The organism is Vibrio marinisediminis (genome assembly GCF_014050145.1).
Lineage (GTDB): Bacteria > Pseudomonadota > Gammaproteobacteria > Enterobacterales > Vibrionaceae > Vibrio > Vibrio marinisediminis.
Genome location: NZ_JACFYF010000008.1, coordinates 15705 through 36894, shown reverse-complemented (window position 1 = coordinate 36894; position 21190 = coordinate 15705). Strand labels below are relative to the sequence as shown.

Below are 21190 nucleotides of genomic sequence, written 5' to 3'. Positions count from 1 at the left end.
GAATAACTGCGATGAAGAAAGAAAAATTACTTGTGGGTTGGTGCGAGACACTGAGCCTACCTGGTCTAGGTATTGATAAAATTAACGCCAAAATCGACACTGGTGCCAGAACATCTTGCTTACACGCGTTTAAGGTCGAGAGCTTCACCAAGGAAGAGACATTGTGGGTGCGTTTTTGGATTCACCCAATCCAACACAACACGGAAGTAGAAGTTGTTTGTGAAGCGATAGTTAAAGACCAACGTGTCGTTCGTGACTCTGGTGGTCATGAAGAACAACGCTTTGTGATTGAAACTGATATGAGCCTAGGCGGACAAACCTGGCCGGTCGAAATCACGCTAAACAACCGTGAAAACATGGCATTTCGTATGCTACTTGGGCGCACAGCGATGCACCATCGCATCCAAGTTGACCCTGTTGAAACATATCTAATCCCGTTTGAGGAAAATAAATAATGAGAATTGGTATTCTGTCACGCAACGCGAATCTGTACTCTACTCGTCGTCTGATCGAAGCGTGTGAGATTCGAGGTCATGAAGTTAAAGTCGTTGATGCTCTGCGCTGTTACATGAATATCAATTCTAAAAAGCCAGAAATTCACTTCAAAGGCGAAGAGCTTTCTGGCTATGATGCGATTATTCCACGCATCGGTGCGTCGGTGACTTTTTACGGCACAGCGGTATTGCGTCAGTTTGAAATGATGGGTGTCTACCCAGTAAACGAATCGGTAGCGATTACACGTTCTCGTGACAAACTACGTTCAATGCAACTGCTTTCTCGTAAAGGTATCGGTATGCCTATCACTGGTTTTGCAAGCAAACCAGATGATGTTAAAGATCTACTTGAAATGGTTGGCGGTGCGCCAGTTGTTATCAAGCTACTTGAAGGCACTCAAGGTATCGGTGTTGTGTTAGCAGAAACACGTAAGGCAGCAGAAAGCGTAGTAGAAGCTTTCATGGGCTTAAAAGCTAACATCATGGTACAAGAATTTATTAAAGAAGCTGGCGGTGCTGATATCCGCTGTTTCGTACTGGGTGATAAAGTGATTGCAGCAATGAAACGTCAAGGTGCTGAAGGTGAGTTCCGCTCTAACCTACACCGTGGCGGTAGCGCATCACTAATCAAAATTACACCAGAAGAGCGTCGCACTGCGGTTGCTGCTGCGAAAATCATGGGTCTAAATGTGGCTGGGGTCGATCTACTTCGTTCAGACCGTGGTCCATTAGTTATGGAAGTAAACTCATCTCCAGGTCTGGAAGGTATTGAGGCCGCTACCGGCAAGGACATCGCTGGAATGATTGTCGATTTTATTGAAAAGAACGCGGCAAGCAAAAGGACTAAAACTCGTGGCAAAGGCTAAAAAGAATCGTGCTTTTGAATTTCTCGGTGAGACTGTCGAGCCGGGCGAACGAAAGGTTATTAAGTTAGAAGCTGCCAAGCTTTATACTCATTCACCTTTATCGATTCCAGTCGAAATCATCAATGGTAAGTTGCAAGGCCCAACATTGATGGTAAACGCGGCAATCCATGGCGATGAACTCAATGGCGTTGAAATTGTACGCCAGTTAATCAACACCATTGATGCGAGCAAACTCAAAGGCACCCTTATTGCGGTGCCTATTGTGAACGTATTTGGTTTCATTCATAAGTCTCGCTATCTGCCAGACCGCCGTGACTTAAACCGATGCTTCCCGGGTAGTGAAAAAGGGTCACTTGCTTCTCGCATGGCGCACACCTTCTTCTCTCAAGTGGCAAAAGATTGTGACTATATTCTCGATCTTCACACCGGGGCTATTCACCGTACGAATTTACCTCAAATTCGCGCGGACTTGAGCAACCCAGAAACACTACGAATTGCACAAGCATTTGCTACACCAGTCACCATTGATGCGCCTTTGCGCGACGGTTCACTGCGTAGTGAAGCAGAGCGTCTGGGCATCCCTGTACTGACATATGAAGCAGGTGAAGCACTTCGTTTTGAGCCAATCTGTATTAGTGCGGGTTTCTACGGTGTTCAGCGAGTAATGCAAGCCATTGGTATGCTACGTGCTGATCGTAAAAAGTTACCAACGACTGTGATTGCTAAATCGACCAGTTGGTTACGCGCAGAAAGCGACGGTATTCTACGTACGGTTGTGACCCTGGGTGACAAGGTCGAGAAAAACCAAGTGTTGGCATACATCAATGCGCCACTTGGTCACGGTGAAATCGAGTTGAAAGCTCGTAAAGGCGGCATCGTCATTGGTCAGCAAACGCTGCCATTAGTCAATGAAGGCGATGCTGTATTCCACTTAGCTTACTTTGAAGGCGATGACGACGAAGTTGAGCAAGTGGTAGAAGATTTTATTGAAGACTTTGTCGATGCCGATATCGATCTACTGACTACAGGTCAAATCAATACGCCATCTTAATCTCTTGATTAAGATAGTAAAAAGCCCGCTGTTGCGGGCTTTTTTGTTTTTCAAATTTACACTAACCGAATGATGCCCAAATAACCGTCGCCACCAAAATCGGACAAACAAATTTCACATACGCTGGCCACAGCTTACCAAACCAACCTTGAGTGAATTCAGGACAGCCGTGTTCAAGCTCTTTGATTTTCGCATTTCGGCTCCATACCCAACCACCAAATAAACAGAACATTAATGCTGCTGTCGGTTGTAGATATTGGGTAGCCACTGTCGCGACCAAACCAAACATAGCGGCAAAATTGTAGACAATCACCACGCTAAACAGAGCGATAAGTCCGCCTAACACCCAACTTGTTGTACCGCGCTTGGTATTCAAACGCTCGCTAACCAAAGAGACTGGACACTCTAGCATTGAAATCGACGACGTCAGTGCAGCAATGGTGAGTAGTAAGAAGAACGCGATAGCGAATAGTTGCCCAAGCAAGCCTAGGCTATCAAACATTAACGGCAGCACAGTGAATACTAGGGTATCAGAGCTTAATAGTGAGCCATCTTGTGCGTAAATTTGCACGCCTTTTTGCATCGCGACAAACATGGCTGGCATCACGACCAAACCCGCAATAAAAGCCACCGCTGTATCGACCAAGGTCACGCTCATTGCCATTTTCGGTAAGTTCTCTTTTTTGCTTAAGTAAGAGCCGTAAATCAGCATAGAACAGCCACCAATGGTCAATGAGAAGAAGCCCTGCCCCATTGCCGCCAAGATCAGTTTACGGTCCAACACTTTTGAAAAATCAGGCACCAAATAGTGCTTTAAACCTTCCATTGCTCCCGCTTGCGTCATGATATAGACAAACAACAAGGCAAATAGCACAAAAAGAGCAGGCATCAATCGAGTTGACCACTTCTCAATACCTTGCTTAACGCCACCTTGGACAATCAGAATAGTGAGAACATAAAAAACAAGAGTACCGAAAAGATTGCGTTCAACACTAAACCCTTTAAACCACGCAGTCGCCGTTTCTAAACCAAACACATCCGTGATCGCACCGAGCAAAAAGCAAATCAACCATCCGCCTACAATGCTATAAAACGCCAGAACCATACTTGGCACGCTTAATCCAATCCAACCGACAATCCCACCAAAGAACTTCCCAACCGGATTGCTCGTAAGTGAACGCATGCTATCTACTGGATTCGCTTGACCAGAACGACCAATCGCCATTTCCACAACTAACATAGGAAATGCAACGATAAGAATCATGACTAGGTAAACCAACAAAAACGCACCACCACCATTGCTAGCAGCTTGCGTAGGGAAACCCCAAATATTACCAAGACCAACGGCTGCACCAGCCGCCGCTAATATAAAGCCAAGTCGAGAACCGAAGTGCTCACGGCTAGAAGTGTCTGCTTGTGTCATACTACTCACACAAAATATCAATAAACTAGTGTGCTAGTACATTATAGTCATTCATTGTTTAACGCAATATATAATAGTGATTAATTCTTCATAAGAAAGCTGATAAGCGATATTTACGCTGCGCTCAATTTTTAACAAATAAGTAACAGCATTAAAAAAGGCGCCAATTGACGCCCTCTTGCATGAAATAATTTTAAATAATGAAGACCTGATAATCTTTCAGTTCTGGGATTTTTTTCAACACATCCTGCTCCTGTTCTGCAATATCGTCCAACGAATCACAAAAATCTTGAGCTTGCAGCTCTGCTTGTTTAGCGTGCTCAGCCATGCGCTGTTCAACTCTCAGTTTCAATTCATACATGCTTTCAGACAGTTCAGTTAAATTCAGCCCATCTTCTTGCTGCATTTTTTCAGACAGCACCGTCATGGCATTACCCATAAATTCAGTCGAAAAGATCTCTTTCGCTTTCGCAAAATCTTCAGACCATGATTTCGTCATCTCAGCAAAACTTTGTGCAGGTAAGATCAAATCACCGTCTTTATAGTAACGCGCCTCAACATCTGAGTAGAACGATTTAACCGCTAACTTGACATCATCAAATGCATTCGGCGCATCCAGACTTTGCGCGACATCATCAATCAAATCATTGGCAAGCTCGATGCTATCATCAGCCATCTGTTTGGCTTTAGGTAGATAGTCATTCATCTTTTGACGATACGCTTTAATCGCTGCCTGCTGCTCAGCATTTAAGGTAATTTTCTCACCATGAATAATTAGGTTATTGTCCCCATCCATTTTTGCAGTATCACCATCAGCTTGTGCAATCTCAATCTGCTCACCATCTAAGGTAATTTGATTTTGCAAATCAACACGGCACTGCGCAGCGTAGCTGCTGGTACTCATAAAAATAAGAGACAAGGTTAATAATTGTTTCATGGCTTTCACTTAATGGGCTGGTGTATCTTTGTTTACTATAACATCAATAATAGCAATGCTATGTTAACGTACGGTCACAACTTGATAGGTCATGGATTTGTCGGCAATACTCAACAGCACTTCATCGCCTTCCAATTTGCCTTTCAGCACCTTGCCCAAGGGGGATAAGGTCGTCAGCAAATAAACCGGATGATTTTGATAACTAACCTCAAGACCACCAGCACAGGGGGAGATAAAAAAGCGTTTTAATACTTCTTGTTCATCCTCTAGCTCAACGTAAGCCCCAACAGCAATGGCTTGCTCCTCAAAGCTGCGCACTTTTAGATTTCGAAATACATTCAACTCTTGCTCGCACTCCTGAACACGCATAGCTTGCCCATGAGCCAAATAGGAGGCTTCTAATGCTAGAGTATCGTACTTATGTTCTGGTACAGTTTCTTCATCGGTAGCGGCATCGATGGCACGCTGTGTGGCTGCCAATGCAATTGAAAGCTTGGCTTCTAAGGCGGAAATAATTGCCGCTGTTATTATTTGTTTATCCATTCTCAAGACGGGTATTAATATGACAAGCCGAGAATAGCACAGGCATTTAGAAGAAGCTTAATTGCTTAGTCTGTAACTCAGGTTTTAACATTACGTTTAATCCTAACAAGCGGATCTCTCGCCCATTCTGGCGCTTCAATACATCAGCCAATAATTGACGAAAATCTTCCAGCTCAAGTTGTGGGTGAATATGCTCGATTGTTGTGAGCTGAAAATCTGCGAACTTAACCTTAATCCCCTGTTTGAGGATGCTTTTATCTGGGCTTGCTTTGGCAAGGCGCACCTCAAGTTCAGGAAATAGTTTTTCTTCTATGACCTGCCAACATTGTTGGTAGCTAGAAATATTTTGACTGAATGTACGCTCTACCCCTACCGATTTTCGCTCTCGCTCAACGACAATTTCACGGTCATCAATACCATGACTGCGCTTCCAGAGCGATTCCCCTTGGCGACCAAACCGACGCAGCAGTTCGAGATAATCGGCATTTTTTATGTCTTCACACAAGTAAAAGCCTGCGTTGTGCAGTTTTTCTAAGCTCACTTTGCCAACGCCCGGGATTTTTTCCAACGGCAGTTTATCCACCACTTGCTGTACTAGATCAGGCGGGATCACAAATTGTCCATTGGGCTTATTGATGTCAGAGGCGACTTTGGCAAGAAACTTTATCGGCGCAATACCGGCAGAAGCCGTGAGGTTAAGCTCAGCATAAATATCACGACGAATCGCTTCAGCAATCAGTGTTGCTGAACCACGGCAAGCAGTCGCATGGGTAACATCGAGATACGCTTCATCTAAAGAAAGAGGTTCAATTATTGGTGTATACCGTTCGAAGATAGCGCGAATTTGGCGGGAGACTTGCTTATAAACATCCATCCTGCCGGGAACAACAATGAGATTTGTACACAGCTGTAGCGCCCTTGCTGTTGGCATTGCACTGCGTACACCAAACTTGCGCGCTTCATAGTTACAGGTACTTATCACTCCACGCTGCTTTTCGCTGCCACCAACCGCCAAAGGTCGACCTCGATATTGGGGGAAATCTCGCATCTCTACAGCGGCAAAAAAACAATCCATATCAACATGAATGATTTTTCTTACCCGTTCAGACATGACCACACCAAAAAAATACTGTTTAAAAAAACAGTATAAATAATCCCAACAATAAATAAACCTGTTTCTGCTCACAATGTACCATTTATCGAGCTTACTGATAGCGCACACAGTTATAACTCTTTATTCTTTAATCTATAACAAGACTAAGAATGGAAGCGGTGTGAATAGAAAAATTTTAGTTGTTGAAGATAGCCTGACATTTCGTAACTATTTAGAACAATTATTAACTCAAGTGGGTTACCAAGTATTTGCTGCAAAAAACATTGCTGAAGCCAACGCGGTACTATTAAATGAGCCTGATTTGCTTTGCTGTGTTCTCGACTATTGCTTGCCCGATGGGCAAGATGGTGAAGTGATCGAGTTAGCACTTACTCACAACCATAAAGTCATTGTTCTTACTGCGCTTTTCAACCCTGAACTGCGTGAGAACATGCTGGCAAAAGGCGTTGTAGACTACTTACTAAAAGACAGTACCGCATCCGTCTCTTACATCCTGCCTCTCGTTCAACGATTAGAAAAAAATCAGCAGCACAAATGTTTGGTCGTGGATGATTCTCAAATGGTACGCAATCACGTTGTACAGTTGCTTGAGCATCAATACATTTCAACCACTCAAGCCGAACATGGCTCTGAAGCTTTGGCTCAACTCGAAAGCGATCCTAATATTACCTTCGTCATTACTGATCATGATATGCCTGAAAAAGACGGTGTTTCAATGATCCGCGATATCCGCCAGACAAGAGATCGTAATCAATTGCCAATACTCGGGTTGTCGGCAACTGACGATGCCACTCTCACAGCTCAGTTTCTAAAAGCTGGCGCTAATGATTTTTTAAATAAACCATTTAACCCAGAAGAGTTCTATTGCCGTGTCCATCAAATCCTCGATATGAAGGAAGCAACAAACGAGCTGTATCGTATGGCAAATCAAGATGCACTAACTGGCTTATGGAACCGTCGCTATCTATTTAATCAAGCATGTGAAGGCTGCAGTGAGCGCAATATCGCAATGCTCGATATCGATCACTTCAAACAGGTCAATGACAATTATGGGCATGATGGTGGTGATACGGCTTTAGTCACGGTTGCGAAAATTCTCAGCCTGTATTTCCCCAATGATATTGTTGCGCGATTTGGTGGTGAAGAGTTTTGTATCCAAGCTTGCGGAGAGTTTGAGAGTTTTACACGCCGTTTAGACAAACTGCGCCAAAGAATCGAAAAGACCACAATTACTCATAACCATACGGCCATCAAGCTAACGATCAGTATTGGGGTCGCGACCGTTCAAAGCTCACTAGACCAGCAGATTAAACTGGCTGATGACCGCCTCTACCAAGCAAAAGAAGCTGGACGAAATCGAGTTATCTTTAATTAACTTGTCACTAGAAAAGCAAAAACCGGCTAAATAGCCGGTTTTATAATTACCCTTGTCGCGAGCCCACTATGCAATGCGGTCTTTTTCCCACGCCGCCAGTTTTTCGGCTCTCGCCGCTGCGCGCGCTTCTCGCTTCTTACGTGCATCACATGGTTCTGGACAGTTGCACACCTTTTCAATGCCCACAGCTCCTAAACCACCACAACTGCCTTTCACCACTTTCTTTTGAAAGATGTAGCCAACAGCCATCGCCGCAATCACTGCCATGAAAACTGCAAACGTGATCAAAAATGTATTCATATTAATGTGCTCACTTAGCTCGTTATTTATTAATGAATGGCTTATACGCTTCAGAAGCCAATTCTTTAAACCCATCTTCTGTTTTCACAATCATGAAAACAGGAATATTATTCTCATTGGCGATTCTCATACCGCGTTCTTCGCCAAGTACCATCAAACCTGTAGCTAAACCATCGGCTGTCATTGACGATTTGTCTAACACGGTGACAGACACTACTTTGTGGTTGATCGGCTTACCCGTTTTAGGATCGATTATGTGTGAGTATCGCACACCATCGCTCTCAAAGTAATTACGGTAGTCTCCGCTTGTTGCCACTGCCATATCACCCGGCTCGATGATTTCTTGAATATTACGCTCATTCACGGTTGGCTTTTCAATCGCAATACGCCAAGCAATCCCTTCTCGGTTCAGACCTTTTAAGCGCATCTCGCCGCCCACTTCAACCATGTAGTTTTTGAGACCTTCCGCTTGCAGATAATCGGCAACGACATCGACACCCCAGCCTTTGGCTATTGTCGACAGGTCAACATACAAATTAGGAATATCTTTACTCAGTTTATTCCCATCAATTGATAGATGATGAATACCAATATTCGCTTTACGCGCCGCCAACTCTTCCTCGGTAGGAACCACATCAGGACGCGCCTCTGGTCCAAACCCCCATAAGTTAACGAGCGGACCAACGGTTACGTCGAGTGCGCCAAGAGTTAGACCGTTTAAGCGCATTGCTTCTTTCACTACTGTTGCTGTTTGCGATGATACTTCAAACGGCTCACTAGTTTGATGTTGATTGAAGCGACTTAATTCAGAGTCTTTACGATACGTCGACATCTGATCGTTCACTTGTTCAAGTAAACGATCAATCTCGGTTTGTAGCACTTGAGCTGAGGGAATGCCTTCTTGCTCAATGTATTTAATATTATAGGTGGTACCCATTGTAGGACCACTTAAATGAATCTGCTCTACCGGTTGTTCACAACCAGCCAGTACTAACAGAGAAGCAAATGCAACAAGCCACTTTTTCACTTGTTTACTCCTAATACACTTTAAGAAAATATAGGGTAGCTGTTGATATTCATCAGCTATCTTATATTCACTAAGACCATAAAATTATGGCTGACCCTAGAGTCAGCCATCTTATACATCATTGGTGAAATACTCATTTCAAATGATTTGTCGTTGTGGCTAGGCAGTAGTGCCGACTTATCGCTATGAGCATAGATAACTATGTGATTAGCGGAAGTTGACACTACTAACAACGCCAGGGCGTCAAATCAGAAGAAATTAGCCACCGAAGTCATCTAGAAGAATGTTCTCATCTTCTACACCTAGATCTTTCAGCATGCCGATAACAGCTGCGTTCATCATAGGTGGACCACACATGTAGTATTCACAATCTTCTGGTGCTTCGTGATCACGTAGGTAGTTCTCATAAAGAACGTTGTGAATGAAGCCTGTGTAACCATCCCAGTTATCTTCTGGCATAGGGTCAGACAGAGCACAGTGCCATACGAAGTTATCATTCTCAGCCGCTAGACCATCGAAATCTTCTACGTAGAACATTTCACGCTTAGAACGTGCACCATACCAGTAAGACATCTTACGCTTAGATTTAAGGCGTAGAAGTTGGTCAAAGATATGAGAACGCATCGGCGCCATACCTGCACCACCACCGATGAAGACCATTTCATTGTCAGTATCTTTAGCGAAGAACTCACCAAACGGACCTGAAATAGTACACTTATCACCCGCTTTTAGTGACCAAATGTAAGACGACATCACACCTGGTGCTACGTCTGGATTATTTGGCGGCGGAGTTGCGATACGCACGTTAAGCTTAATAATGCCTTTCTCTTCTGGGTATGAAGCCATTGAGTAAGCACGGATTGAATGCTCTTTAACGATAGATTCGTAACGGAACAAGTTAAACTTATCCCAGTCACCACGATACTCTTCAGGAATATCGTAATCTGCGTATTTCACATGGTGTGGTTCAGCTTCGATCTGAATGTAGCCACCAGCACGGAATGGAACTTCTTCCCCTTCAGGGATTGCCAGTGCCAATTCTTTAATGAAAGTCGCTTCGTTGTTATTCGAGATAACAGTACATTCCCACTTCTTAACACCAAAGATTTCTTCTGGAAGTTCAATTTCCATATCGGTTTTAACCGCTACCTGACAAGCTAGACGCTCGCCTTCACGTGCTTCACCTTTAGAAATATGGTCAAGTTCTGTTGGTAGAATATCACCACCGCCAGACTTCACTTTTACGCGACACTGACCACATGAGCCACCACCACCACATGCTGACGATACAAAGATGCCTTTGCCAGCCATTGCGCTTAGTAGCTTGTCACCAGGAGAAGTGACAAAGCTCTTCTCTGGATCGCCATTAACGGAAATAGTAACGTCACCTGTAGGTACTAGCTTAGATTTGGCAAACAAAATCACCAAAACCAACGCAAGTAAAATAATGGTAAACATCACTACACCAAGAATAATGCTTTGCATTTGTTATTCCTTATTATGGGTGCTTACCCTACAGTTGAACACCAGAGAAAGACATAAAGCCTAACGCCATTAAACCAACAGTGATAAAGGTAATACCAAGACCACGTAGACCAGGAGGTACGTCAGAATACTTCATCTTCTCACGGATACCCGCAAGTGCGACGATTGCCAACATCCAACCCACACCAGAGCCAAACCCGTAAACAACCGATTCAACAAAGTTATAGTCACGCTGTACCATGAACGATACACCACCAAAGATTGCACAGTTAACTGTGATCAGTGGTAGGAAGATACCTAGCGCGTTGTACAAAGGTGGGAAGAAACGGTCGAGGATCATTTCTAGAATTTGTACTAATGCAGCGATTACACCGATGAAGGTAATGAAGTTAAGGAAACTTAAGTCCACACCTGCAACCAATGCATTCTCTTTCAATACATAGGTATAAACTAGGTTGTTTACAGGAACAGCGATAGTTAGAACCACCACAACTGCAACACCTAGACCGAACGAAGTCTTAACTTTCTTAGATACGGCAAGGAAAGTACACATACCTAGGAAGAAAGACAAAGCCATGTTTTCGATGAAAATCGATTTAACTAACAGACTAATGTAATGTTCCATGCCGTTACTCCTTCGCTTCTACTTGTTCTGGTTTAATGATACGGATAGCCCAGATCATGAAACCGATCAGGAAGAATGCCGATGGTGCAAGTAGCATTAGACCGTTTGGTTGATACCAACCACCATTACTTACTAGCGGAAGAACTTCCAAACCAAATAGTTTGCCTGAGCCAAACAGCTCACGGAAGAACGCAACAGTGATAAGCACAAAGCCGTAACCAAGACCGTTACCAATACCGTCAATAAATGATGGTAGTGGTGCAGACTTCATTGCGAATGCTTCAGCACGACCCATTACAATACAGTTGGTAATGATCAGGCCTACGAATACAGATAGCTGCTTAGAGATATCGTATAAGTAAGCTTTTAATACTTGGTCTACCACAATTACTAGCGAAGCGATGATTGCCATCTGAACGATGATACGTACGCTGTTAGGAATGTGATTACGAATTAGAGATACAGAGAAGTTAGACAACGCAGTTACAAACGTTACTGCCAGCGTCATTACAAATGCGGTCTCTAGTTTGGTTGTTACTGCAAGAGCAGAACATACACCAAGAACTTGTAGCGCGATTGGGTTGTTATCCAACACCGGCGCCATAATGCTCTTTTTAATGTTTTGTGCACTAGACATTAGTTCAGACCTCCGTCGCGAACTTTAGCAAGGAAAGGACCAAAGCCCATATCGCCTAGCCAAAAGTCGAATGTACCCTGAACACCGTTACCCGTTAGCGTTGCGCCTGAAAGACCATCAACACCGTGCTCAGAACCTGCAGGTGCACCACCTTTAACAATCTTGATTGCTGGCTTGTGGTTTTCATCGAATAATTTCTTACCAACGAATTGTGCGCGCCAAGTCGGGTTCTCGATCTCACCACCAAGTCCAGGAGTTTCACCTTGCTCGTAGTAAGTAATACCCGCCACTGTGTCACCGTCAGTCTCAACTGCAACAAAAGCGTACATCATTGACCATAGACCCGTACCGTGTACTGGAATGATCACTTTAGACACTTCATTACCTTGCTTCACAAGGTAAACGATACCAACGTCTGCACGACGAATGATTTTCGCTTTATCTTGATCTGCAGTCAGTTTGATTGAGTGCGCTGGATCTTTCGATGCTTTACGCTGATCGTAATCTGCAGCAGTCAGACCGTTTTCGGTCTTCTCAATAAAGTCACCGGTTGTAAAGTCGACTAAACGTGGTTCAATGCTCTCTTTAAACTGAGCTGGAATGTCGCTTGATAGCTCGATGCCTGCCACTTCTAAGATTTTAGTTTGCTTATCTAGAGCTGCATTGGCAATTTGCTTATCACGCAAACCAACCGCCGCTGTTGATACGATGATTGAGCACACTAAGCTCAATGCGATAACAACAAACAGCGTCTTTTTAATGCTATCGTTATTACTTGCCATAGCGTGCTAGTCTCCGCTTAATGTTCTTCTCAATAACCACATGGTCAAACAGAGGTGCAAACAGGTTCGCGAATAGAATCGCCAGCATCATACCTTCTGGGTACGCTGGGTTAACCACACGAATCATTACACACATTGCACCGATTAGAATGCCGTACCACCACTTACCGCCATTGGTAAATGAAGCCGATACTGGGTCGGTTGCCATGAAGAACATACCGAATGCAAAGCCACCAAGAACTAGGTGCCAGTGCCAAGGCATATTAAACATTGGGTTAGTGTCTGAACCGATGACGTTGAATAGCGTCGCTACTGCAATCATACCGATCATAGTACCTGCGATGATGCGCCAAGAGGCGATTCGCATGTAAACGATCATCGCAGCACCAATCATCAATGCAAGCGTAGAAACTTCACCAATTGAACCAGGGATATTACCGATGAATGCATCCATCCAAGTAATAGGCGCGCCAGTCACGTTGTTAATTAACGCACCGCCACCGCCATGAGCCCATTGACTCAAAGCCGTTGCACCAGAGAAACCATCCGCAGCAGTCCAAACAACATCACCCGAGATTTGAGCAGGGTATGCGAAGAATAGGAATGCACGTCCAGCTAGTGCTGGGTTCAAGAAGTTACGACCTGTACCACCAAAGATCTCTTTCGCTACAACCACACCAAAGGTAATACCTAGTGCCGCTTGCCATAAAGGCAGCGTTGGCGGAACGATCAGTGCGAACAAGATAGAGGTAACAAAGAAACCTTCGTTAACTTCGTGTTTGCGCACCATACAGAAGAGAACTTCCCAGAAACCACCCACAAGAAAGACTGTTGCGTAGATTGGTAGGAAGTACGTCGCGCCAAGTAGCATTTTACTGCCTACACCGGCATCGGTACTTAGCGTGCCGCCAACCATTTCGGTTAGCCAGTAATGCCAGTTACCTGCGATAACAGTTGCCAGTTCTTGACCAGCATACATATGGTTTAGTGCGGCAATCGCTTGACCACCCGCGTTGTACATACCCCAGAACATTGCTGGGAATACTGCAAACCAAACCATGATCATGATGCGTTTTAAGTCAACGCTGTCACGAACGTGTGAGCTTTTCTTGGTCACTAAACCAGGCGTATAAAAAAGTGTCGCTGCAGCTTCGTAAAGCGCAAACCACTTCTCATGTTTGCCACCCGGCTCAAAATGATGCTCGATATCCTCAAGGAATTTTTTAAGCATGGATTACCCTTCCTTCACAATGGTATCAAGGCATTCACGAAGCAATTCGCCGTATTCGTATTTGCCAGGACATACAAAGGTACACAATGCTAAATCTTCTTCATCCAATTCAAGTGCACCCAACGCTTGCGCGCTGTCCGTATCACCTGCACATAGATCACGAAGTAGCAATGTCGGTTCCATATCAAGCGGCATTACACGCTCGTAATTACCAATTGGAACCATTGCACGATCACTACCGTTAGTCGTAGTTGTCATGTTGAACAACTGACCTTTGAATACGTGACCAAGGAAAGATTTTGTCACTGAGAATTTGTTCTTACCAGGCACAGCCCAGCCGAACAGCTCTTTCTCACGACCTTCTCGTAATACCGAAACTTGTTGATGGTAACGACCAAGGTAAGCATGCGGACCAGAAGCTTGAGTACCAGACAGTACTGAGCCTGAAATCACACGGACTTCGCCAGGCATTAACTCGTTATCCGTCAACTCGTCAAGACTTGCACCAATGACAGTGCGAACCAAGCGAGGTTTGTTCACTACAGGACCAGCCAAAGAAACAACACGATCTGTGTTTAGCTCACCAGTTAGGAACAATTTGCCGAAAGCGATAACGTCTTGGTAGTTAATGCTCCATGCCACATTGTCAGCATTTACCGGATATAGGTAATGCATGTGGGTACCCGCAAGACCTGCTGGGTGAGGACCATCAAAAACGTGTTCTTCAACATTGGATTGAGAAGAACGAGGTAGGCTTGAGCCAGATTTACAAACGTAAACCTTACCTTCCGTTAGGGCTGAAAGAATGTCTAAACCGGCAACAAATGCTTCTTGTTGTTCATTAATGATCAACTCAGGCTGAGCTGCGAGTGGATTGGTATCCATTGCAGTTACAAAGATAGCCTTAGTAGAAGATTCGATTGCTGGTACCTTGCTAAACGGACGAGTACGTAAAGCTGTCCAAAGACCTGATTCAACCAACTGAGATTTGATCACTTCACGATCTAAACCTGTTAGTTGAGCAGCTTCAAACTTATCGAAAGTAACTTGCTCTTCACCTGACACTTCAATCACAACTGACTGAAGGACACGTTTAGCGCCTCGGTTAACTTCGATCACTTTACCGCTTGCTGGTGAAGTAAATTTAACGCCAGGGTTTTTCTTATCTTCGAAAAGAACTTGCGCTTTTTTAACTTCATCGCCTACGCGAACATGCATGGTAGGACGCATGCCAACGTACTCTTCGCCAAGCAAGGCGACTTTTTTGATGGCTTTGCCATCACTAATCACCTGGGCAGGAGTTCCCGCGATAGGAAGATCCAGACCCTTCTTTATTGTAATCATACGCACTTGCACTACTTTTATCGGGAAAAAGATTCTTTAGATTGCGTAACTTTTAGACACGACATTAGTGTCCGGTTCCGGCGTCTATTTCAGCCAGAATCGCAACATCCTATTAAAATTTTCGTCACACGCAGTGTGTGATATTTATCAGGGGTGATAGTCTATCATCAATTTGGAATATGATGCCATGACCAATGGTAGGTATAGTGCGATTAATTGTTAGGAATTGAGTTTAAAAGGTTAAAGAATGGTCATATTTTTGACCTGTCGCACATCCTCAAGCATAAATCACCGCCTTTCTTCTTATTGATAATTAACATAATGAAACAAATTTTGTTAATTTGTCGCATTTATCAATTTGTGTCCACATTGTTAATAGCTAGATATTCCGCAGATAAAAAAAGCAGCTTCTGCTGCTTTCTCTATCGCTATTTTTTTCCACCTAAACACATTGGACTGTGAGGCACTTTTTGCTGCTCACTCCACTCTGTGGGTGTATAGGTATGAATAGCTAACGCATGAATGTGGTTTGCTAACTCGTCGGCTAAAGCTTGGTTAACCATACGATGCCTTGCCAATAATCGTAGTCCTTCAAAGTGTTCACTCACGACAATCACTTTAAAGTGGCTTTCAGCGCCAGGTGCGACATTGTGCATAAAACTCTCATTAACCACATCAAGGTGTTGCGGCGAAAGGTGTTGGTGCAATTTGGTCTGTATGGTTTGTTCAATCATCGTGTTTCACCGAGTACTATTAACAACATTTACTGATTATTATCAACGCATCATAGTATTCTCTCGTTTAGATCGAAAGGTTTTAGTTTTCAGTTCTGCTCTCATCTGCGACAATTTCATTTAATTACAAAAACTGCAGCGTTCCATTTATGATATCTGAGCTTACCCTCTTAGACCGCACTTTAACTCTCTTTCGTTACCCAATACGAAACAATGAAACCTTGCAAGCATGGGACGCTGGCGATGAGTACTTGATTCAGCATGTCGAGGAGATGTCTTTGCCAACACAGCAAAACATCCTCGTTATTAATGATAACTTTGGTGCACTCTCTTGCTGGTTCTCCGAGAATCACCACGTCACCATGGTCAGCGACTCTTATATTGCTCAACAAGCGACACAGAAAAACCTGGAGCAAAACCACTGCAACTCGGTGACGCTACTTACTAGCCTCGACGCCTTGCCAACAAAGATTGATTTAGTGGTGATGCAAATTCCACGAAACAATCGTTATTTGACGTGGCAATTAGCCCAACTTCGCCAATCACTAAGCGAGGATGTTCCGGTCATTGCCGTCAATAAAGCGAAGGAAATCCACTCTTCTACCCTCAAACTGTTTGAAAAATACTTGGGGCATACTCGTACATCGTTAGCCTGGAAAAAGCACCGTTTAGTCTTTAGCTCTGCCAACACTAATCAGCCTTTAACTGTCGAAGCGTTTACTAAATGGAAGGTTGAAGAGCATAACATCAGGCTAAAAAATCTTGCCAACGTCTACTCTGGCGAAAGTTTAGATCAAGGTGCTCGTTTTATGCTTGAGCACTTACCAAGTGGTGACCAACACCAGAAGGTCATCGACCTTGGTTGTGGCAATGGTGTACTGTCAGTCAAACTTGCACAGCTCAACCCAAACATGGCGATCACTTGTGTCGATGAAAGCCATATGGCCGTCGCCTCAGCGAAGCAAAACTTGCTCGACAATATTGGCGAAGATCGCGATTTTCAGTTCATTGCCAATAACTGTTTAGATGGTTTTATCGGTGACGAATATGATTTGGTAGTGTGTAATCCGCCCTTCCACCAGCAGCAAGCGGTGACAGACCATATTGCTTGGCAAATGTTCTGTGATGCAAAGCATGTTCTAGGCAATGGTGGACAATTATTAGTTATCGGCAATCGCCACCTCGGATACGATGTAAAGCTTAAACGTCTCTTTGGTAAGTCAAATGTCACTCTAGTTGCTGCAAATAAAAAATTTGTGATTTTACAAGCAACTAAGTAGTCATCTATTATCCACTTAAACTTGAGCCTTTCAGCAAATTAGAAAAGGAAATGACAATGAGAAAACTGGTTCTAGCCGCGTCAATGGCATTACTGACTGCTTGTTCAGCACCTCAGCAAGAACAACTTAACTTTACGCCACGCGCAGTGTTGAGCAATAGCAATATCGTTAACAACGCTACATTCTCGCTAACCAGTAAAGATGTACGTTCAGCACAATACGTTGCCCTTGTTGATAGCGGTCGTTCAAACATCGAACCGATTCATTCTAAGCAGAATGTACGAATCGCACTTGAAAATGCGCTACTAGAGCAATTTCAATCGCAAGGTTTCCGTAGTTCAGTCAACAGCGAAAACTCTGTTACCATCGAAGTACAAGAGCTATTGGTCTCCATCAAACACTCTGTAATGGAAAATGAGATGGATGCGAAACTGGTACTTGAACTTACTGCTGAAACACCTCAAGGCAAACTGGTAAAAACGTATACCGGTAGCGCAGAACGCAACGGTGCGCTAAGTGCTTCAAATAGCGAAATTGAATTGGTATTAAATGACGTAGCCAACCTTGTGCTACGTGAAGTGGCAAACGATCGTGAACTGCAAGGCTACATGCAGGAGCGCTTCTAATGTGGAAGTACGCCATTGCGTGTGCTGCACTCATTTCTAATCTTGCCTTTGCGGGTCCAAAAGTTGAGATGGAAACGAACGTTGGCTCATTTGTGATTGAGCTTAACGAGCAGCAAGCACCAACCACCGTTGCCAACTTCCTAAAGTATGTGAAAGATGGTAGCTATGTGGGTACACAGTTCCATCGCGTTATTCCTGGATTTATGGCGCAAGGTGGCGGTTTTGATAGCAATATGAACCGTGCGGCGACCTACCCACCGATTCGAAACGAAGCGAACAACGGTTTGAAAAACAACGCTGCGACCATCGCAATGGCTCGCACCAATGAGCCAAACTCAGCCACGCGTCAGTTTTTTATTAACCTTGTCGATAATGACTTCTTAAATGGCAGTGCACGCTCTGCGGGCTACGCGGTATTTGGTGAAGTCACTCAAGGTTTTGACGTTGTACAACAAATGGCAACCAAACCAACTCACACGGTTGGTCGTTATCGCGATGTCCCTGTCGACGAAATTATAATCGAAAGAGTTACCTTACTCGATTAATTCTAGAGGCTCTCATCACACTGAGAGCCTTTCTGTTTTATACTTCCACGCTTTCACCGCGCACAAAACACAAGGGGTCGTTATGGCGAACGCTTCTCTATCATGGGTAGAAACAATACGTAGTTACCTTGATAAACGCTTGCTATGGGTCTTCATGCTTGGCTGCTCCAGTGGCTTTCCATGGGTACTGATCGGATCCAATATGTCTGGCTGGTTAAAAGATGCGGGCTTAACTCGCGCCGCAATCGGCTACTTTGGTAGTGTGTTTGCCGTTTACGCGATTAACTTCCTCTGGGCACCTCTCGTTGACCGAGTAAAGTTACCGGTATTGAATCGATATTTAGGACAGCGACGTAGCTGGATATTTCTTTGCCAATCCATCGTTTTTGTCTGTACCTTTCTGATTGCTGGCGTAGACCCTGCAAAAAGTTTGATGCTGACATCTATGCTGGCACTGTGTATTGCAACGGCTTCCTCGACTCAGGATATTGCCATCGATGCTTATCGCATTGATACTTTCCCAAAATCAGACTCATCTAAACTTCCGCAAGCATCAGCAATGGCAGTCATTGGTTGGTGGACGGGGTACTCCTTACCTGGCTATCTCGCCTTTATCAACGCAGATAGTATCGGTTGGAATGGGGTTTATTATGGGATGACAGCAATTGTCGGATTACTCATGCTCTTCACCTTACTCGTGGGTGAGCCGCAAACTCGACGAGAAGCTCTACAAGCAGAAGCAGAGCAGCGTCATAGCCATGTTGTCGGTAACCCGATTGTTGCATGGTTAACGGTAACGGTTTTCGAACCTTTTATTGATTTCTTCCGACGAAACGGCTTTAGAGTCGCCTTAACTCTGTTGCTGTTTGTATTCTTATTTAAAATTGGCGAAGCCTTCCTCGGACGAATGTCGATCGCTTTCTATAAAGATATTGGTTTTAGCAACGAACAGATCGGCTACTACTCTAAGCTCATCGGTTGGGGGCTAACAATGCTGTTTACTTTGATTGGCAGCATGGTGAACGTTAAGTTTGGTATCGTACGTGGCTTAATGATTGGCGGCATCGCAATGGCGGCAAGCAATTTGATGTTCGCTTGGATTGCCAAAGTCGGGCCGAATGAGACGCTATTCTTGGCAACCTTGGTGGTCGACAACTTCACCTCGGCATTCTCAACAGTAGCATTTGTCTCTTTCCTTACCATGGTGACCGGTCAAGCCTTCTCAGCCACTCAATACGCTCTGTTGGCATCGCTGGGTAATTTGGGACGGACTACGCTCGCTTCATTTAGTGGTGAACTGGTCGACTATTTGGATGACTGGTCAACGTTCTTTGTCTTAACAGCGCTGATGGTTATTCCGAGTTTAATCATGCTCTATTCGCTGCGCCATTACTTTACTGGTGTGCTTGATCGCGCCAGTAAAGATCATCGCTAATGCATTAAACGGCTACCAGTCGTAAGAATGTCTCAATAAAAAAAGGTCGCTAATGCGACCTTTTCCTTTTCTACTCGTTTATGGGTACAAACCTTTACCAAACAAATTAAATACCCGAGCAACACCTTGAGTAAAGATAAGTGGTTCAGTCAATACCGTTAAGCAAAGGCAATCTTCACCAGGTTGGGTAAATGGGCTGTGCTTCACTGTTCCATCTTTAAGCAAAAAATCACCCGCTTCATATTGACCATCTTCATCACTAAATCCACCATGCAAAATCAGCGTCGATTCAATGCCTTTATGTGTATGCTGTGGGATTTTTACGTTCTCACTAATATAGAGCAAATTGACTCGCGCTTGCTCCCCAAGGTCCACATGCGCACTAAATACCTTACCACCATAACTCTTCCACTCACCTATATTGTCAGCAAAGCGACTCAACGAAACCGGTAAAGTAAACTGCTTATTATTGACCGTAATAGTTTTGACTTTGCGATTAAACTGGAATGGTTCTGGTGATTCTTCAAGCGCAATAATTTTGTCAAACATCGTCGATAACTCTTCCGCAGGGGCAACATCACAAGAGCCCCATAGTTCCCCGACTTTTTGTTCGAGATGCGCACACTGATTTTGGCAATCTGGGCACGCTTCAATATGCGTCGCAATCGCAAACCCACTCACCGCGTCTAACTCGCCTTCGACATAGGCTTGCAACATTTCTAAACTCGGATGATAGCTCATAACTGCTCCGCCTCTATCGTCATTCTCAGTTTCTCAACAGCCAAACGCAAACGCGATTTAACCGTACCCAGTGGGATATCGTACATTTCAGCCACCTGCTGATGAGGAAGATCTTCTAAGTAAACAGCCTGAACAACTTTACGTTGCGCCTCAGGTAGAATATCTAAGAATTTAATCACTTGCTCTTTCAACATCTCATGCTCAGGAGCATAGTGTTCGATTAGATCTGGCGGTAGAAAGTCAGACGGCCAAATATCATCCGCAAGGATGTGCGCTTGACGCCCTTTCTGCTTACGAAGTAAATCAAAGCAAAGGTTTCTTGCGATCGTATATATCCATGTCGACAAAGAGCTTTTACTGCCATCAAACAAAGCACTCTTTTGCCAAACAGTCGCCATCGCCTCTTGAACTAACTCTACCGCAACCTGTTCATTCCCCATATGTTTAAAAGCAAACTGCTTTAACCTTGGTGAAAAATGTGAAAAGACTAACGCAAAAGCACTAGTGTCTCGTTTTTTGACGAGTTCCATGCACTCTGTCCATTCAGCCCGGGTATAAGAATTGGTGCTTTGCATACTCATTACCACATCCTTGA

At 44.2% G+C, this 21190-nt stretch carries 23 protein-coding genes; 8 read left to right on the top strand and 15 right to left on the bottom strand.

What is annotated here, in order from left to right:
• The first annotated feature begins 11 nt into the window (after positions 1-11).
• Genes H2O73_RS13295 through H2O73_RS13285 form a run of 3 tightly spaced genes read left to right on the top strand, consistent with a single transcriptional unit; the run spans position 12 to position 2411 of the window.
• On the top strand, positions 12-455 hold the full coding sequence (locus H2O73_RS13295; protein ID WP_182109352.1) for an ATP-dependent zinc protease family protein: 444 nt from the start codon (positions 12-14) through the stop codon (positions 453-455).
• Positions 455-1360 carry a 30S ribosomal protein S6--L-glutamate ligase gene (rimK, locus tag H2O73_RS13290; protein ID WP_182109351.1) on the top strand — a complete coding sequence of 302 codons (906 nt, stop codon included), beginning with the start codon at positions 455-457 and terminating at the stop codon, positions 1358-1360. The genes H2O73_RS13295 and rimK overlap by 1 nt, the downstream gene beginning before the upstream one ends.
• On the top strand, positions 1347-2411 hold the full coding sequence (locus H2O73_RS13285) for a succinylglutamate desuccinylase/aspartoacylase family protein (protein WP_182109350.1): 1065 nt from the start codon (positions 1347-1349) through the stop codon (positions 2409-2411). The genes rimK and H2O73_RS13285 overlap by 14 nt, the downstream gene beginning before the upstream one ends.
• Positions 2412-2472: 61 nt before the next feature.
• On the opposite strand, the gene H2O73_RS13280 is transcribed toward H2O73_RS13285, so the two are convergent.
• From H2O73_RS13280 to dinB, 4 genes are all read right to left on the bottom strand, one after another.
• A complete protein-coding gene (locus H2O73_RS13280) occupies positions 2473-3834 on the bottom strand; it encodes a sodium-dependent transporter (RefSeq protein ID WP_182109349.1) in 1362 nt (453 codons plus the stop codon).
• A 193-nt stretch (positions 3835-4027) separates the two neighbouring features.
• A complete protein-coding gene (locus H2O73_RS13275) occupies positions 4028-4771 on the bottom strand; it encodes a YggN family protein (RefSeq protein ID WP_182109348.1) in 744 nt (247 codons plus the stop codon).
• 63 nt (positions 4772-4834) lie between these two features.
• A complete protein-coding gene (locus H2O73_RS13270; protein ID WP_182109347.1) occupies positions 4835-5314 on the bottom strand; it encodes a GreA/GreB family elongation factor in 480 nt (159 codons plus the stop codon).
• A 46-nt stretch (positions 5315-5360) separates the two neighbouring features.
• Complete coding sequence (gene dinB, locus H2O73_RS13265) at positions 5361-6425, bottom strand: DNA polymerase IV (protein WP_182109346.1); 1065 nt, start codon at positions 6423-6425, stop codon at positions 5361-5363.
• Positions 6426-6588: 163 nt separating this feature from the next.
• Here dinB and H2O73_RS13260 point away from each other — a divergent pair, with 163 nt between their 5' ends.
• Positions 6589-7803 carry a diguanylate cyclase gene (locus H2O73_RS13260; protein ID WP_182109345.1) on the top strand — a complete coding sequence of 405 codons (1215 nt, stop codon included), beginning with the start codon at positions 6589-6591 and terminating at the stop codon, positions 7801-7803.
• A 66-nt stretch (positions 7804-7869) separates the two neighbouring features.
• On the opposite strand, the gene nqrM is transcribed toward H2O73_RS13260, so the two are convergent.
• The 9 genes from nqrM to H2O73_RS13215 all read right to left on the bottom strand — a co-directional run bounded on the left by nqrM (position 7870) and on the right by H2O73_RS13215 (position 15968).
• Positions 7870-8103, bottom strand: coding sequence for a (Na+)-NQR maturation NqrM (gene nqrM / locus H2O73_RS13255; protein WP_182109344.1), 234 nt, complete (start codon positions 8101-8103; stop codon positions 7870-7872).
• 22 nt (positions 8104-8125) lie between these two features.
• Positions 8126-9130: an FAD:protein FMN transferase gene (locus tag H2O73_RS13250; protein WP_182109343.1), complete on the bottom strand. Its 1005-nt coding sequence runs from the start codon at positions 9128-9130 to the stop codon at positions 8126-8128.
• Between the two features lie 258 nt (positions 9131-9388).
• A complete protein-coding gene (gene nqrF, locus H2O73_RS13245) occupies positions 9389-10615 on the bottom strand; it encodes an NADH:ubiquinone reductase (Na(+)-transporting) subunit F (protein ID WP_182109342.1) in 1227 nt (408 codons plus the stop codon).
• Between the two features lie 28 nt (positions 10616-10643).
• Complete coding sequence (gene nqrE / locus H2O73_RS13240) at positions 10644-11240, bottom strand: NADH:ubiquinone reductase (Na(+)-transporting) subunit E (protein WP_182109341.1); 597 nt, start codon at positions 11238-11240, stop codon at positions 10644-10646.
• Positions 11241-11244: 4 nt separating this feature from the next.
• Positions 11245-11877 (bottom strand): NADH:ubiquinone reductase (Na(+)-transporting) subunit D, encoded by a 633-nt coding sequence (locus tag H2O73_RS13235; protein ID WP_182109340.1) that lies wholly within the window; start codon positions 11875-11877, stop codon positions 11245-11247.
• On the bottom strand, positions 11877-12659 hold the full coding sequence (locus H2O73_RS13230) for a Na(+)-translocating NADH-quinone reductase subunit C (RefSeq protein ID WP_182109339.1): 783 nt from the start codon (positions 12657-12659) through the stop codon (positions 11877-11879). Before H2O73_RS13230 ends, H2O73_RS13235 begins: the two co-directional genes overlap by 1 nt.
• Positions 12649-13890, bottom strand: a complete 1242-nt coding sequence (locus H2O73_RS13225; protein ID WP_182109338.1) for an NADH:ubiquinone reductase (Na(+)-transporting) subunit B — start codon at positions 13888-13890, stop codon at positions 12649-12651. Before H2O73_RS13225 ends, H2O73_RS13230 begins: the two co-directional genes overlap by 11 nt.
• Before the next feature lie 3 nt (positions 13891-13893).
• A complete protein-coding gene (locus tag H2O73_RS13220) occupies positions 13894-15234 on the bottom strand; it encodes a Na(+)-translocating NADH-quinone reductase subunit A (protein ID WP_182109337.1) in 1341 nt (446 codons plus the stop codon).
• A 428-nt stretch (positions 15235-15662) separates the two neighbouring features.
• Positions 15663-15968: a BolA family protein gene (locus H2O73_RS13215; protein WP_182109336.1), complete on the bottom strand. Its 306-nt coding sequence runs from the start codon at positions 15966-15968 to the stop codon at positions 15663-15665.
• Positions 15969-16117: 149 nt separating this feature from the next.
• Here H2O73_RS13215 and H2O73_RS13210 point away from each other — a divergent pair, with 149 nt between their 5' ends.
• From H2O73_RS13210 to H2O73_RS13195, 4 genes are all read left to right on the top strand, one after another.
• On the top strand, positions 16118-17248 hold the full coding sequence (locus tag H2O73_RS13210) for a methyltransferase (RefSeq protein WP_182109335.1): 1131 nt from the start codon (positions 16118-16120) through the stop codon (positions 17246-17248).
• Positions 17249-17304: 56 nt separating this feature from the next.
• A complete protein-coding gene (locus H2O73_RS13205) occupies positions 17305-17874 on the top strand; it encodes a YajG family lipoprotein (protein ID WP_182109334.1) in 570 nt (189 codons plus the stop codon).
• A complete protein-coding gene (locus tag H2O73_RS13200; protein ID WP_182109333.1) occupies positions 17874-18419 on the top strand; it encodes a peptidylprolyl isomerase in 546 nt (181 codons plus the stop codon). The genes H2O73_RS13205 and H2O73_RS13200 overlap by 1 nt, the downstream gene beginning before the upstream one ends.
• 82 nt (positions 18420-18501) lie before the next feature.
• Positions 18502-19854: an AmpG family muropeptide MFS transporter gene (locus tag H2O73_RS13195; protein WP_182109332.1), complete on the top strand. Its 1353-nt coding sequence runs from the start codon at positions 18502-18504 to the stop codon at positions 19852-19854.
• Between the two features lie 78 nt (positions 19855-19932).
• Here the strand turns inward: H2O73_RS13195 and H2O73_RS13190 are convergent, their stop codons facing one another.
• Both H2O73_RS13190 and H2O73_RS13185 read right to left on the bottom strand, forming a co-directional pair.
• Positions 19933-20595, bottom strand: coding sequence for a ChrR family anti-sigma-E factor (locus tag H2O73_RS13190; protein ID WP_182109331.1), 663 nt, complete (start codon positions 20593-20595; stop codon positions 19933-19935).
• Positions 20592-21176 (bottom strand): RNA polymerase sigma factor, encoded by a 585-nt coding sequence (locus tag H2O73_RS13185; RefSeq protein WP_182109330.1) that lies wholly within the window; start codon positions 21174-21176, stop codon positions 20592-20594. The genes H2O73_RS13190 and H2O73_RS13185 overlap by 4 nt, the downstream gene beginning before the upstream one ends.
• Positions 21177-21190 lie beyond the last annotated feature (14 nt).

Coding starts and splice junctions, on each gene's coding strand:
- H2O73_RS13215 (WP_182109336.1), bottom strand. CDS start 15,968: ATGATTGAACAAACCATACAGACCAAATTGCACCAACACCTTTCGCCG.
- H2O73_RS13220 (WP_182109337.1), bottom strand. CDS start 15,234: ATGATTACAATAAAGAAGGGTCTGGATCTTCCTATCGCGGGAACTCCT.
- nqrF (WP_182109342.1), bottom strand. CDS start 10,615: ATGCAAAGCATTATTCTTGGTGTAGTGATGTTTACCATTATTTTACTT.
- H2O73_RS13235 (WP_182109340.1), bottom strand. CDS start 11,877: ATGTCTAGTGCACAAAACATTAAAAAGAGCATTATGGCGCCGGTGTTG.
- H2O73_RS13185 (WP_182109330.1), bottom strand. CDS start 21,176: ATGAGTATGCAAAGCACCAATTCTTATACCCGGGCTGAATGGACAGAG.
- nqrM (WP_182109344.1), bottom strand. CDS start 8,103: ATGAATACATTTTTGATCACGTTTGCAGTTTTCATGGCAGTGATTGCG.
- H2O73_RS13210 (WP_182109335.1), top strand. CDS start 16,118: ATGATATCTGAGCTTACCCTCTTAGACCGCACTTTAACTCTCTTTCGT.
- H2O73_RS13275 (WP_182109348.1), bottom strand. CDS start 4,771: ATGAAACAATTATTAACCTTGTCTCTTATTTTTATGAGTACCAGCAGC.
- H2O73_RS13230 (WP_182109339.1), bottom strand. CDS start 12,659: ATGGCAAGTAATAACGATAGCATTAAAAAGACGCTGTTTGTTGTTATC.
- H2O73_RS13225 (WP_182109338.1), bottom strand. CDS start 13,890: ATGCTTAAAAAATTCCTTGAGGATATCGAGCATCATTTTGAGCCGGGT.
- H2O73_RS13200 (WP_182109333.1), top strand. CDS start 17,874: ATGTGGAAGTACGCCATTGCGTGTGCTGCACTCATTTCTAATCTTGCC.
- H2O73_RS13295 (WP_182109352.1), top strand. CDS start 12: ATGAAGAAAGAAAAATTACTTGTGGGTTGGTGCGAGACACTGAGCCTA.
- H2O73_RS13205 (WP_182109334.1), top strand. CDS start 17,305: ATGAGAAAACTGGTTCTAGCCGCGTCAATGGCATTACTGACTGCTTGT.
- H2O73_RS13280 (WP_182109349.1), bottom strand. CDS start 3,834: ATGACACAAGCAGACACTTCTAGCCGTGAGCACTTCGGTTCTCGACTT.
- nqrE (WP_182109341.1), bottom strand. CDS start 11,240: ATGGAACATTACATTAGTCTGTTAGTTAAATCGATTTTCATCGAAAAC.
- H2O73_RS13190 (WP_182109331.1), bottom strand. CDS start 20,595: ATGAGCTATCATCCGAGTTTAGAAATGTTGCAAGCCTATGTCGAAGGC.
- rimK (WP_182109351.1), top strand. CDS start 455: ATGAGAATTGGTATTCTGTCACGCAACGCGAATCTGTACTCTACTCGT.
- H2O73_RS13270 (WP_182109347.1), bottom strand. CDS start 5,314: ATGGATAAACAAATAATAACAGCGGCAATTATTTCCGCCTTAGAAGCC.
- dinB (WP_182109346.1), bottom strand. CDS start 6,425: ATGTCTGAACGGGTAAGAAAAATCATTCATGTTGATATGGATTGTTTT.
- H2O73_RS13195 (WP_182109332.1), top strand. CDS start 18,502: ATGGCGAACGCTTCTCTATCATGGGTAGAAACAATACGTAGTTACCTT.